9 protein-coding genes, 1 tRNA gene and 1 pseudogene are annotated in these 13,349 nt (G+C 74.5%); 2 read left to right on the plus strand and 9 right to left on the minus strand.

The features are described from left to right. The 4 genes and pseudogenes from L1885_RS12840 to L1885_RS12855 all read right to left on the minus strand — a co-directional run. Positions 1 to 1,146: pseudogene (locus L1885_RS12840) on the minus strand (hypothetical protein); the annotation flags it as partial. 2 nt (positions 1,147 to 1,148) lie between these two features. Continuing rightward, entirely contained in the window at positions 1,149 to 3,032 is a 1,884-nt protein-coding gene (locus L1885_RS12845) for an HSP90 family protein (RefSeq protein WP_235797205.1), read from the minus strand. Between the two features lie 386 nt (positions 3,033 to 3,418). Next, the gene (locus tag L1885_RS12850; protein ID WP_235797206.1) at positions 3,419 to 4,372 is read right to left on the minus strand and encodes a hypothetical protein; all 954 of its coding nucleotides are present in this window, start codon (positions 4,370 to 4,372) and stop codon (positions 3,419 to 3,421) included. A gap of 278 nt (positions 4,373 to 4,650) precedes the next feature. Next, positions 4,651 to 5,388, minus strand: coding sequence for a TetR/AcrR family transcriptional regulator (locus L1885_RS12855; RefSeq protein ID WP_235797207.1), 738 nt, complete (start codon positions 5,386 to 5,388; stop codon positions 4,651 to 4,653). A gap of 94 nt (positions 5,389 to 5,482) precedes the next feature. Between L1885_RS12855 and L1885_RS12860 the strand changes: the two genes are divergently transcribed. Further along, entirely contained in the window at positions 5,483 to 6,928 is a 1,446-nt protein-coding gene (locus L1885_RS12860; protein ID WP_235797208.1) for a DHA2 family efflux MFS transporter permease subunit, read from the plus strand. 162 nt (positions 6,929 to 7,090) lie between these two features. Here the strand turns inward: L1885_RS12860 and L1885_RS12865 are convergent, their stop codons facing one another. After that, entirely contained in the window at positions 7,091 to 7,795 is a 705-nt protein-coding gene (locus tag L1885_RS12865) for a glycosyltransferase family protein (protein ID WP_235797209.1), read from the minus strand. A 383-nt stretch (positions 7,796 to 8,178) separates the two neighbouring features. On the opposite strand from L1885_RS12865, the gene L1885_RS12870 reads away from it, so the two are divergent. Beyond that, on the plus strand, positions 8,179 to 9,384 hold the full coding sequence (locus L1885_RS12870) for a glycosyltransferase (protein ID WP_235797210.1): 1,206 nt from the start codon (positions 8,179 to 8,181) through the stop codon (positions 9,382 to 9,384). A gap of 156 nt (positions 9,385 to 9,540) precedes the next feature. Here L1885_RS12870 and L1885_RS12875 read toward each other — a convergent pair whose 3' ends face one another. From L1885_RS12875 to L1885_RS12890, 4 genes are all read right to left on the minus strand, one after another. Next, a complete protein-coding gene (locus L1885_RS12875; RefSeq protein ID WP_235797211.1) occupies positions 9,541 to 10,005 on the minus strand; it encodes a GNAT family N-acetyltransferase in 465 nt (154 codons plus the stop codon). Positions 10,006 to 10,107: 102 nt separating this feature from the next. Continuing rightward, positions 10,108 to 10,181, minus strand: a tRNA-Thr gene (locus L1885_RS12880). A gap of 98 nt (positions 10,182 to 10,279) precedes the next feature. Further along, the gene (locus L1885_RS12885; RefSeq protein ID WP_235797212.1) at positions 10,280 to 11,812 is read right to left on the minus strand and encodes an alpha/beta hydrolase; all 1,533 of its coding nucleotides are present in this window, start codon (positions 11,810 to 11,812) and stop codon (positions 10,280 to 10,282) included. A 264-nt stretch (positions 11,813 to 12,076) separates the two neighbouring features. Continuing rightward, the gene (locus L1885_RS12890; protein WP_235797213.1) at positions 12,077 to 13,282 is read right to left on the minus strand and encodes a DNA polymerase III subunit delta'; all 1,206 of its coding nucleotides are present in this window, start codon (positions 13,280 to 13,282) and stop codon (positions 12,077 to 12,079) included. Positions 13,283 to 13,349: the final 67 nt, after the last annotated feature.

Below are 13,349 nucleotides of genomic sequence, written 5' to 3' on the forward strand. Positions count from 1 at the left end.
CGGGCCGCCCGCGGCGGGTTCCAGGTCGTCGAGGCTCCGGGTGCGCAGGGTCAGCTCCAGCGTGTCCACGAGCGGGACGCGGTCCAGCCGCGCCCTGCGCCGCTCGGTGTGCGCCGCCGTCCCGTTGCGGGCGTCGAAGCGGGCCGCGAGGTCGTCACCGCGGCGCCGCACCTCGGCGCGCAGGCCGGCCACCGTCCAGTTGCGGCCCGCCCACCCGGCGGCCGGGAGGTCCCCGCGCCCGAGGAGTTCGACGCGCTGCAGCAGCACCTCCACACCGGTCAGGAAGTCGAGCTGGTCCAGCGGCGAGTCGACCTCGCCGAACAGGTTCCGGTTCTCGGCGAGCAGTTCCAGTCCTCGCGCCTCGTTGCCGGTCAGCGCGCAGAACTCCAGGTGCCGGCCGACCTCGCCCGCCATCGCCGGGTTGCGGCGGCACAGGCGGTGGCCCGCGAGGTGCAGGGCGCGGGCCCGGTCGCCGCGGCCGGTGCGCAGCAGCGGCAGCAGCGCGTACGAGACGGAGCGGGCCGGCTCCTCCTGGCAGGACTCCTTGCCGGCGAGGACGGGCTCCCACACCTCCAGGGCCCGCTCGTCGTCCCCGGCCACGAGATGGTGGTGGGCGCGCTCGCAGATCTCGCACGCCTCGCAGTCGCTGAGCGGCGTGCGGGCGCGGCCCGCCCACAACTCGTAGGCCAGGGTGGTGTCCTCACCGACGTGCGCGGCCAGCTGGTGGGCCTGCCCGTAGTACGGCTGGAGCCCCAGGCCCGCCTTCTCGTACCGGTCGCGCATCTCCGTGAGCCACTGGCGCAGCGCGGCGAGCGGCACCTCGGGCAGCTGCCGCAGGGCGTTGGCCACCCACTTGAAACGCCAGAACAGCAGGTGGCGGCGGCGCTCGTCGAAGACGTCGGGCTGCTCGTCGAACAGCGTGAGCAGGCGCGCGAAGACGACGGGCGACTTGCGGGGCTCGGAGCCGTACGTGTACGCCGCCTGGAGGTCGAGGAGTGCGTCGGCGAGCGCGGCGGGGTCGTCGAACTGCTCGGCCGCCTCCGCGAGTTCCTCGGCGGCGACGGTGCGGCTGCGGCCGTGCGGGCGCTCGGCGTTCTTCCGGAGCGCGTCGTACAGCTCGTCGGTGTTCTGGGGTGCGGTCGGCATCGTCAGCTGTCCTTGCGCAGGGCGTGGGCGAGAAGGTCGAGGAATGAGCGGTTGATGAGGCTCGACTCGGCGGGCCTCAGCGGCCGCCTGGAGAGCAGCACGGCCTGCCCGTAGAGGGCCTCCGCGCTGGTACGGGCCAGTTCCGGCTCGGCGATGGCGACGGCCGTACGCACCAGCGGGTTCAGCTGGTTGAGGATCAGCTGCGCCCGCGGCGCCTCCTGGCGCAGGGCGCCCAGGATGTCCCCCCACAGGCCGCCCTCCTGCTCGCGGGCGAGCCGGGAGCGGGTCCGCTCGTGCCGGGCCTCGCGGCTGTCCACGAGGAGGGCCGGCGCGGAGGCCGGCTGGAACGTGCGCAGCGCGACGTCGACGTCGAAGACGGCGAGCGCGTCGCGGGCCAGCGCGAGGTAGCCCACCGCTGCCAGTTCCGTCTCCCGGTCGACGGGGTCGAGGTGCGCGGTCAGGATCCCCGGGTCCAGGTCGGCGACGGCCGCCTCGGGCCTGATCTCGGGCAGCCGGTGCACCAGCGCCCGGTCGTAGGTGTACCCGCCGTTGACGACGCCGAGCCCGGCGGCCGACGCGATCGCCGCGACCTGCCGGAACTCCTCCACGCTCGACGTGACGAGCACCGTCGGGTGGCTGCGCGCGAAGGCGTCGAGGTTCGTGTGCCCGTCGGTGGTCTCGAACGGCAGCCACGGCAGCAGCATCCGCAGGATCTCGTCGTCGTGCACCGCGAGGGACTTCACGGCGAGGTGGTGGGCCTGGAGGAAGCGGCCGAGCAGCTCCGGGTCGCCGGCCGCGGCGCGCGCGATCCACTCGCGCAGCCGGTCGGCGAGCGCCTCGGTGACCGCCGCGAGCATGTCGTCCTCGTACAGCGACTCGCGCGACGCCGTCGGGCGCAGGCCCTCGGCGTCGACGACGCAGCGCACGAAGAACGCCCACTCGGGCAGGATCTCGTGGGCCTGCTCGGACAGCAGCATGCCCTTGACGTGCACCCGGTGGCCGTGGCGGCGGCCCGCCGGGACCGTGTCGGGCAGGACGCACGCGATGCCCTTCAGGCCGACGGCCGGCAGGTCCAGTTCGATCGTGTCGAGCGGCGTGAAGCCGAAGACCTCCTCCCCGTACGCGGCCAGGGCGCGCGAGCGCGCCCCCGGCGTGGGGTACGTCCGCGCCCAGGGGGCGGGCTCCGGGTTGACGGGCGTCCCCGGCGTCCCGGCCCGGTCGCCGAAGGTCACGGGGTGGCGCAGCAGCGAGCCGAAGTGCGAGGCCAGCGCCTGCACCTGGGCCGGGCGGGTCCACTCGCCCGCGTCGGCGCGCGGCGTCAGCGTGACGGTGGTGCCGGGCCGCGGGCGGGCCGAGGCCGGCAGCGTGGTGACCGTGTAGCTGCCGTCGCCCCTCCCCCGCCACTCGACGGCCGGGGCGTCCGGGGTGCGCGCCGAGCGGCTCACGACGTGGATCTCGTCGGCGACGAGGAAGCAGGAGAGCAGCCCGATGCCGAACTGCCCGATGTAGTCGCTCCGCTGCTCCGCCACGCTCCCCCAGCCCGGCACGGTGTCGGCCGGGGCGGGCTCGGCCGCGCGCTTGCTGCTGCGGCCGATCGTGGCGAGGAAGGCGTGCACGTCCGCCTCGGTGAGGCCGACGCCGTCGTCCTCGACGGACACCAGGGACCCGTCGGCGTACAGGCGGATGCCGAACGTCCCTGCGGGGGCGTCCGGTTCGAGGCTCTGCCGGGCGGTGAGGGCGTCGACGGCGTTCTGCAGGAGTTCGCGCAGGTAGACGCGCGGGCTGGAGTAGAGGTGGTGGGAGAGCAGGTCGACCAGGCCGCGCAGATCCACCTGGAAGGTGCGGTCGGCGCCGGGCTGGGCGACGGGGGTGTCGGGGAGCGTCATGGGCCAGTCCGGGGGTGCGAGTTCGGCGGGAATCGGCGGAGACAGCAGGCGTTCGGCGGGGCGGGGTTGTCCGGTGCCCGGCGGTGCGGGGTGTTCGGCGAGGACGTTCGGCGGGGTGGCGGCGTCCGGTGCCTGCGGGGGCCGCACGCGGTGTGCCCGCAGGCACTGTGCGCGTACGAGCCGTGCCCGCGGGCGCTGTGACCGGAGGAGCTGTGGCCGCCGGGCGGCCGGGGGCGGCGCCGGCCGGCGGCCGCTGAGCCCGGGACTCCGCCCTGGCGTACGGCCCGGCAGGCTGCTCCGGCCCGGCCGTGGTGCCCTGGCCCGCCCGTGCTGGTCGGGCTCGACCCGGCCGCTCAGGCTCGGCCGTGGTGGCGGGCGAACCGCTTCTAGGGCTCGCTCAGGTACCGCCAGGGCCAGGTGGTGTACGCGCCGTCGAGCTCCCGGAAGACCTCCCGGATCACGTCGCGCTCCTCCGCCAGCGACAGCGCCATGGCGAACAGGTTGAAGTCGTGCTGCCAGCCCGGGCCCCGCACATGGGAGGGGTGCAGGATGCTGTGGCGCGCCGCGACCTGCAACTCGGCTCGGGTGTCCGGCGTTTCGAGGACGTCCGGGCGGTCGGACTCGACCCACTCCTCGATGTGCGCGACGGCGATGACGCAGCCCAGGCGGTGCCCCTGCGGGGTGCGGCCCAACGCGTCGCGGGCGAACGCGAGGGCCTGGCCCGGCTCGCCGCCCCAGCGGGGCTGCAGGTGCGAGACCCATTCGAGGTGCGTGGACACGTCCAGCGGGTCGCGGCGCAGGGCCGCGTCGAACCTGGCACCGTTCACGGCGTCGCCCAGCGACATGCCCCGGCCGGAGGTGAGCAGGCGCCGCCACGGGGTGACCCAGTCCGGCCGCAGCTCGGCCGCCTCCAGCAGCTGCTCCTCGGCGGTGCGCAGCCGCTCGTGGAAGACCCGCCACTGCTCGCGCGTGACGTCCCCGGCCCGCGCGCTGGTCCGCGCCTCCCAGCCCCAGATGACGTGGCGCGCGCCGGATATCAGCAGGGCCGTCGCGCGGTGCTCCTTCTCCTGCTCGACGATCGGCCCGATCCACTCCTGCACGCCCCGGACGTCCGCCAGTTCGGACAGGACGCGGTCGTCCCGGCCGAGATCGAACGGGCCCAGCGCCTCCGTGAGCGCCTCCCAGTCGCCGGCGCCGGCGGCGGCCAGCAGCGCCTGCACGCGCCGGTCGCCGAGCGCCTCCAGCGTGTACATCCCGTTCCGTCGGCGGGGTGGCGCGGCGAGGGCGTCCGCGTCCGCCCCCGGTCTCTCCCCACGCCTGCCGAACAGCCTGCCGAGCATGCCGCGCCCTCCCCATGGTCCCGCGTCGTCGTCCGGTGCAGCATAAGCGGGGCCACCGACATCGGCTCCACAGGGTATTCACGGGTGCTTCACGAATCGCGGGCGTCGTTCCGCCCCGCCACGCGTGGCGCGACGGGGGTACGGACGGGGTGGAGGCGGTTCGGCGCGGCGGGTGGGCCCGTGCACACAACACACAGCCAGGGCAGCCGAGTTGAAGACAGGGCGCACGACCCCGCCGGCGTACGGCGCCCCGCCCCGGCCGGGCCGCCGGATCCCGGTCAGCGCGAGGCCGGGAGCCCGTCGATCATGAGGCCCACGGTGAAGTCGAACCGGTCGTGGCCCCTCCCCGCGGTGAGTTCGGCGGCATACCGCCGGGTGTACGGGAACGCGTCGGGCAGCGACCCGAGCCGGCTCAGCAACTCCTCGCGGCTGACGACCCAGTCGCCCTCCCGGCGGCGCAGCCTCCTGTCCGCGAGCGAGACCTCCAGGCAGTAGGCGTTGACGTAGAGCATGAGGGAGTCCGTCCCCCACGCGGCGGCCTGGGGCGCGACGCCCCCCGCGAGCAGCAGGGCGAGCATGCCCTCGCCGACGCGCAGCGTGTCGAGATTGGAGGGGGCGGCGGCGAAGGCGGCCCGCGAGATCCCGGGATAGCGCAGGTACTGGTCGCGCAACTGGGCGCAGACGTCGGCGATCTGCCGCCGCCAGAGCGCGGGATCCGGCTCGGGCAGCTCGATTCCGGCACAGAGCCGGCCGATCAGCAGCTCGTCCAGGTCCTCCTTGTTGACCACGTGCGCGTACAGGGACGACGGCCCCGTCTCCAGCGCCGTGGCCACGCGCCGCATCGTGAGGGCCTCGTAGCCCTCCCGTTCCACGATGCCGAAGGCGGTGCCGATGATCGCGTCGACCGTGATCGGCTGCTTGCGGCCGCCGGAGGGTCCGCGCCGGGCCGCGCGCGCCTCCTGGGCGCCGGCGAGCTGGTGGCGGGCCGCGCGCCGTTCCTGCGGAGTGGGTGCCATGCCCGAAGTCTAACGAATGCGCGAACAGTGTTCGCGCCGACACGGAACGCTATTCGTATTGCTACGAACACTGTTCTTGAGTAGAACAGTGTTCGTGTCCATTGACCAGCGCTCACCCGAAGCGCTCACCACCACCGCCCTTCCGCTGCGCACCGCGTGGCTCGTCCTGGCCGTCGTGGTCCTCGCCGACCTGATGGATCTGATCGACTCCAGCGTCGCCAACCTCGCCGGTCCCTCCATCCGCGCCGACCTCGGCGGCGGGCAGGTGACCGTGCAGTGGGTGCTCAGCGCCTACACCGCGGCCTTCGCCCTGGGCCTCGTCACCTCGGGGCGGCTCGGCGACCTGCTCGGCCGGCGCCGGCTGTTCCTGCTCGGCATGACCGGCTTCACCCTCGCCTCGCTGGCCTGCGGCCTCGCGCCCGGCCCGGTCTTCCTGATCGTCGCCCGGACGCTGCAGGGCCTGTGCGGGTCGGTCATGATCCCGCAGGGCCTCGCCCTGGTGAAGGTCGTCTTCCCGCCCCAGTACCTGCGCAAGGCGCTGACGCCGGTCGGGCCCCTGATGGGGCTGGCCATGGTCGCGGGACCGATCCTGGCCGGCTGGCTGCTGCACCTCGACCTGTTCGGCAGCGAGTGGCGGTCCATCTTCCTGATCAACGTCCCGTTCGGCGTGGCCGCCGGCCTCCTCGGCCTGCGCGTCCTGCCGCGCCGCGGCGGCGAGGACCCCACCGCCCGCCTGGACCTCACCGGCGTCGGCCTGCTCACCGCCGCCTCGGCCCTGCTCATCGTCCCGCTGATCCAGGGCCGCGACCTCGGCTGGCCCGCCTGGACCTACGCCATGATGGCCTCGGCCCTCGTCCTGCTCGCCCTGTTCGCCGCGTCCCAGCGGCGCAGCAGGCACCCCGTCATCACGCCGTCGCTGTTCCGCAAGCGCAGCTTCGTCGTCGGCCTCCTGGTCGTGGCCGGGTTCTACGCCTCACTCAGCGCGTTCGTCCTGGTCATGAACCTGCTGCTGCAGCAGGGCCTGCACTGGTCGCCGCTGCGCACGGGCCTCACGCTGATCCCCTGGGCCCTCGGCACCGCGGTCGCGGTCCTGCTGGCCGGCGCCGTGCTCGCCGAGAAGCTGGGGCGCGCGACCCTGCACCTCGGCCTGTCCGTCGCCGTCGCCGGCCTGTTCGCCCTGTGGTGGTCCGTCGGGCACTGGGGCGCCGACGTCACCGCCTGGAAGCTGGCCCCGGCCCTGCTGGTGACCGGCTTCGGCTCCGGGCTGGTCTTCGTACCCCTGGTCGACTTCATCATCGGGGACGCCACCCCCGAGGAGGTCGGCACCGGCGCGGGCCTGCTCAACGCCGTCCAGCAGTTCGCCGGCGCCATCGGCGTCGCCGCCCTCGGCACGGTGTTCTTCGCCCGGGTCGGCCACCCGTCCCTCCACTCCTACCTCGCGGCGACGGAACTCGTCTTCGCCATCGCGGCCGGCATCAACCTCGTCACCCTGCTCCTGGTGGGCCTCCTGCCCAAGCACGCCCAGCAGGCCCACGGTTGAGCCGCCGCCCGGCGCACGCGGCCCGGCGCACGCGACCGCACGCACCCGCACCCCGGCAGGAGCGGGACGGTACCCGGACGGGCGCGCCGCCGGCGGGCGCGGACCGTCACCCGGACGCGCGCGTCCCGCAGGCGCGCCCCGCCCGGCGGGCCTCCGGCGCCCTCAGCCGCTGACGGTGTTGTAGTTGACGATGCTCTCCACCATCACGGCGGCCGCCCCGGCCAGCGGGCTGGGCGCCCCCTCGCGCACCACGTCCGGCAGCCGGTGCGCCTGTTCCTCGCCGACCGCGACCATGCCCCAGAACGCGTTGTAACGCGCGGGGTCCGCCGGCTTGTCGGCCGCCGCCCCCACCCTCATGTCCCCCTCGTCCCCGGCCACCGCCAGCGCGCCCATCTGCCGCAGCGTCTGCGGGTCCCGTTCCTCCGCCGCCACCACGCTCCACCCGCTCCTGCCGACGGACCGCAGCGCGGCGAGGAGGCTCCCGCCGCTGCCCGCACCGGAGACGACGATGTCGGGCAGCACGAGCGCCACCGGCCCGAGCGCGAGAGGCAGTCCGGAGCGGATCGCGCCGTCGAGGCCCGGCTCCAGCGAATCGTCCTGATAGACGAAGACCAGCTGGAAGATCCCCACGTACCGGGCGAGATAGCTCACGGTGTCCATCTTGTGCGTCCCGATGACGACCACGACGCGCACGGCGAGCCCGCTCTTCGCCAGTTCGACGACGCCCTCCAGGCTGCGGTCGAGCACGGTGACACCCGGCGCCAGGCAGTGCAGTTCCTTCGCGTAGGGCGCCATGAAGCGCGTCGCGAGGCCGGCGCAGGGCAGGATGATCGAAACGTCGGGGACGAGCGGGGACGAAGGGTGCATCGAGCTGCTCTCCGCTTCTGCCGGCGGACGGGAACCTCGCGCGCCCCGCCCCCGGCAGGCGGCCCGCGGCAGGCCCGGCGACCCGGACCCGAAGGCTCCGGCGGGCACCGCGGCCCCGAGGACGGCCCCGCGCGAAGCGGAACGTCGAACTTCCAGAAGGCTCCCCGCGCCGGGGCCCGTCCGACACCCCGCCGACGCCGTTGAGGCGTAAGTCACCATCTTGACGCGCGAGTTGCCTCGTGAGAGTGATGTGGCTGAAGAGACGCGCGGCACGGTGACCGACGCGCCGGCGGGCGGGACGCCCGCGGGCCCGACGCACCCGTGGACCGTCCTGAAGTCCGACCTGTGGTCCGGCCTGAAGTCCGATCGGAAGAGGAATCGCGATGCGGGTGCTGTTGTCGACGTACGGGACGCGGGGCGACGTCCAGCCGCTGGTGGCGCTCGCGGCGCGGCTGCGGGCCCTCGGCGCGCGGGTGCGGATGTGCGCCCCGCCCGACGAGGAGTTCGCCGCGCGGCAGGCGGCCCTGGGCGTGGAACAGGTGCCGGTCGGGCCGCCGATGCGGGCCGTCATGCGCGAGTCGGCCGTACCCGCGCCCGAGGAGCTCGCCCGCCTCCGCGACGAGATGCTCGACCTCCAGTTCGCCGTCTTCCCCGGCGCGGCCGAAGGCTGCGACCTGCTGGTCGCCGCGGGTCTGGCGCAGATCGCCGCCCGGTCCGTGGCGGAGGCGGCCGGCATCCCCTACGTCTACACGAGCTACTCGGCGGTCCAACTGCCCTCGCCCCACCACGCGCCGCCGCCCCGGCCGGGCTGGCCGGAACCGGAGGCCGGCGACCACACGGCCCGCTGGGCGGCCGACGCCCGCAACGTGAACGCCCAGTTCGGCGCCGGCCTCGACCGCCACCGCGCGGCGCTCGGCCTGCCGCCGGTGGACAACGTCCGCGACCACGTCTGCACCGACCGCCCCCTGCTCGCGGCCGACCCGGCCCTCGGCCCCTGGCAGCCCGCCCCCGGACTCGACGTGACGCAGACCGGCGCGTGGATCCTGCCGGACGAACGCCCGCTCCCGCCCGAGCTGGTGGCCTTCCTGGACGCGGGCAGCCCGCCGGTGTACGTGGGTTTCGGCAGCATGCACCCGTCCCACGACACCGCCCGTGCCGCCGTCGAGGTGCTCCGCGCCCAGGGGCGCCGCGTCCTCGTCTCCCGCGGTTGGGCGGACCTGGACCTGCTCGACCGGAGCGCCGACTGCCTCGCCATCGGCGACGTCAGCCACCAGGCCCTCTTCCCCAGGGTGGCCGCGGTGGTCCACCACGGCGGCGCCGGCACGACGGCGACGGCCGCCCGGGCGGGAACCCTGCAGGTGGTCGTGCCGCCCCGCATGTCGGACATGCCCTACTGGGCGAGCCGGGTCGCCGCCCTGGGCATCGGCGCGGCCCACGACGGCCCGTCGCCGACCCCCGAGGCCCTGTCGCTCGCCCTCGGAACGGCCCTGGCCCCCGAGACCGCGGCCCGCGCGGCAGCACTGGCCCCCCGCATCCGCACGGACGGCGCGGAGGTGGCCGCGAGGCGGCTCGTGGAGCTGTACGGGTAGGTGCACCCGCCGGGGCGACGGCCGGCCGGCCGCCGGGCAAACGCCAGGCGCCCCTCGGCCCTACCCGCTCACCCGGGCCAACCGCGTCCGGCGGCACGGCCGTTCCCCGGTCCCGCGCCGACCGAGCGCTGGGCGGTCGACGTCGGGCGCCGAACCTCAAGCTCCGGCGCCCGACGCGGCGGCCGCGCCGCGCCGATACGAATAGTGAATGAACCCCTCGTGGAACGTGCCCAGCCTGTCGTACAGCCCGCGGGCGGGGGCGTCCTCCAGCGTGTTCCAGTACAGCCCGGGATGGCCCTGCTCCTCGGCGTCGCGCGCCACCCACTCGATCAGCGCCGTGGCGACGCCCCGCCGCCGCGCCCCCTCGTCCACGAACAGGTCGGCCAGATAGCACTTCCCCGCGTACCAGACACTCGCATGGAAGACGTAATGGGCCACCCCGACCATCGTCCCGTCGAGCCGCGCCGCGACCCCGCGGACCTGCCCCCCGCCGAGCAGGCGCCGCCAGGTCCGCTCGTAGGCGTCGTCGCCTCTCTCGACCGCGAAGTAACTGTCCTTGCCGCGCGCCAGGACTTCCCAGCAGCCGCGATCGGACTCGGTCAGAAAGCTGATGTCCACCATCGGCCCATCCTCCCGCACCCGGGCCGGCCGTACAGGGCCCCAACAAGTGCCTGTGAACAAAAAAACCGCAGGTCAGACAGTGTCTGACCTGCGGTTTGGATGAGCCGCCTTCGGGATTCGAACCCGAGACCTACGCATTACGAGTGCGTTGCTCTGGCCAACTGAGCTAAGGCGGCGTGCCGACCGCGACCATGGTGCGATCAGCGGCGACGCCAAGTCTACACAGTTTCCGGGGGTGCTCCGTCCACCCTCCCGTTCGGGGGCTTTGCCCTGGTCAGGAGCATTTCTTGCCGTTTGCCGGGGGCGTGCCCTCCAGCAGGAACGTGTTGATCGAGGTGTCGATGCAGTCGCTGCCCCGGCCGTACGCCGTGTGGCCGTCCCCGTCGTAGGTCAGCAGGCGGCCCGAGTCGAGCTGGGAGGCCAGGGAGCGGGCCCAGCGGTAGGGCGTCGCCGGGTCGCGTGTGGTGCCGACCACGACGATGGGCGCCGCGCCCTTCGCCTGGATGCGGTGGGCGGACCCGGTGGCCTTGGCCGGCCAGTACGCGCAGTTCAGCGAGGCCCAGTCCAGGCCCGCGCCGAAGACCGGGGACGCCTTCTCGAACGCGGGAAGCGCCGCCTTCGCCTGGTCCGGGCCGGTGAAGGCGGGCGGGAGGTCGAGGCAGTTCACGGCGGCGTTCGCGTACATCAGGTTCGAGTAGCTGCCGTCCTGGCTGCGCTCGTAGTACGAGTCGGCGAGGGCGAGCAGCATGGACCCGTCGCCGGTCAGGCCGCTGCGCAGGGCCTGGCGCAGCTGGGGCCACGCGGACTTGTCGTACATGGCGGCGATCACGCCCGTCGTCCCGAGGGACTCGGTGAGCCGGCGGCTCTGGCCGGTCGGCAGCGGCTTGCCGTCGAGCTGCTTGAAGAAGCCCTCCAGCTTCTTCTCGGCCGACTCGACGGATCCCGTGCCCAGCGGGCACTGCGCCTGCTTGACGCAGTCGCCGGCGAAGGAGCGGACGGCCGTCTCGAAGCCGGCGGTCTGCTGGAGGTTCAGTTCGCGCGCGGACAGGGACGGATCCATGGCGCCGTCAAGGACGATCCGCCCCGTGTTCTTCGGGTACAGCTCGGCGTAGGTCGCGCCGAGGAACGTGCCGTACGAGGCCCCCACGTACGACAGCTTCTTGTCGCCGAGCACCGCGCGGAACAGGTCCATGTCCCGGGCGGCCTCCACGGTCGAGACATGCGGGAGGACCTTGGCCGCGTGCGCCTCGCAGCCCTGGGCGAACTTCTTGAACGCGGTCGTGAGGCTCTGTACCTCGGCCGCGTCGTCGGGCGTCTGGTCGACCTCCGTGTACGTGTCCATCTGGTGGGCGGTCAGGCAGTCCACGGGCTGGCTGCGGCCCACGCCGCGCGGGTCCATCGCGGCCATGTCGTAGCGCGCCCTGACCTGCTCCGGGTAGCCGATGCCCGCGTAGTTCTGGAGGTAGTCGAGCGCCGAGCCGCCGGGACCGCCCGGGTTGACGAGCAGCGAACCGAGCCGCTTGCCGGGGCCGGTGGCCTTCTTGCGCTCCACCGCGAGCTTGATCTCCGTACCGTCCGGCTTCGCGTAGTCCAGCGGCGCCTTCATCGTCGCGCACTGGAAGCCGGAGGGGCCGCACGCGTGCCAGTCGAGCTTCTGGTTGTAGTACCGCGTGAGGGCCGCCTGGTCGACGGAGCCGGCACGCGGGGTCTGGTCCGCGCCCTTGCCGGACGACGTGCAGCCGGAGAGGAGGAGTCCGGCCGCCACGAACGCGACGGCGGGGGTACGCAGCAGGCGCCTGGTGTCCATCAGGGGAGCCTAACCGGCCCGCACCGCCGCATCCGTCGGCATCGCACGTACGGGTGAGGGCGCGTCCCGGGCGCGCGGGCACGTCCCGGGGCGGTACCGGGCCGGTCGCCGGTTCGTCCGCGCGAGTGAACCGGCCACGGGCCTCGGCACGCGCACCGCCCCGTTCGCACGCGCACCGCCCCGTTCGCACGCGCGCCGCCCCCGTACGCGCGGCCAGCGCCCCGCCTCCAGGCGCACCGGGACGCCGGTGCGACGCACCGCCTGTCAGCCCGCCCGCAGCGCCATCGTCATCGCCTCGACCGCGAGCAGCGGCGCCACGTTGCGGTCCAGGGCCTCCCGGCAGGCGCCGATCGCCTCCATCCGGCGCAGCGTGCGCTCCGCCGTGGTGGCGCCCGCGACGCGGTCGAGCGCGTCCCGAAGGTCCTCGTTGGCCAGTTGGACGGCGGAGCCCAGCTGGATCGCGAGCACGTCCCGGTAGAAGCCGGTCAGGTCGGTCAGCGCGAGGTCGAGGCTGTCGCGCTGGGTGCGCGTGGAGCGGCGTTTCTGTCGGTCCGCCAGCTCCTTCATCGCGCCCGCCGTGCCGCGCGGCATCCGGCCTCCGCTCTCGGCGCCGAGCGCGGCCCGCAGGTCCTCCGTCTCCTTGGCGTCCGTCTCCTCGGCGGCCTGCTTCGCGTCCTCCCCCGCCGCGTCGACCAGCTCCTGCGCGGCGCGCAGGCACGCCCCGACGTCGTCCACGCGCAGCGGCAGCTTCAGCACGGCGCCGCGCCGGCTGCGCGCGCGCTCGTCCGTGGCCAGCCGGCGTGCCCGGTCGATGTGGCCCTGAGTGGCCCGCGCGGCCGCCTGCGCCGCCTGCGGCTCGATGCCGTCCCGCCGGACCAGCACGTCCGCGACGGCCTGCACGGACGGCGTACCTAGGACGAGGTGGCGGCAGCGGGAGCGGATCGTGGGCAGCACGTCCTCGACGGACGGCGCGCACAGCAGCCACACCGTGCGCGGGGCGGGCTCCTCGACGGCCTTCAGCAGTACGTTGCCCGCGCCTTCGGTCAGCCGGTCGGCGTCCTCCATCACGATGACCTGCCAGCGCCCGACGGCGGGCGAGAGCTGGGCGCGCCGGACGAGCTCGCGGGTCTCCTTCACGCCGATGGACAGCAGGTCCGTGCGGATGATCTCGACGTCGGCGTGGGTGCCGATCAGCGCCGTGTGGCAGCCGTCGCAGAACCCGCAGCCCGGTTCGCCCCCGAGCGCGCGGTCCGGGCTGACGCACTGGAGAGCGGCGGCGAACGCGCGCGCCGCCGTGTCCCGGCCGGCCCCGGGCGGGCCGGTGAACAGCCAGGCGTGGGTCATCTTCGAGGCCTCGGGCGGCGGGGCGCCCTGCGCCTCGGCCGTCACCAGGGCGTCCGCGTCACGCGCGGCGGCCGCCAGCGACACCTGGACGCGCTCCTGGCCCACCAGGTCGTCCCACACGGTCATGCGCGCTCCCAGCTCCGTACCCGGCGCCCCGCACTGGCGGCGGGCCCTCGCGCACGGGGGCCGCACC

This window comes from Streptomyces fuscigenes (assembly GCF_021556455.1).
GTDB classification, from domain to species: domain Bacteria; phylum Actinomycetota; class Actinomycetes; order Streptomycetales; family Streptomycetaceae; genus Streptomyces; species Streptomyces fuscigenes.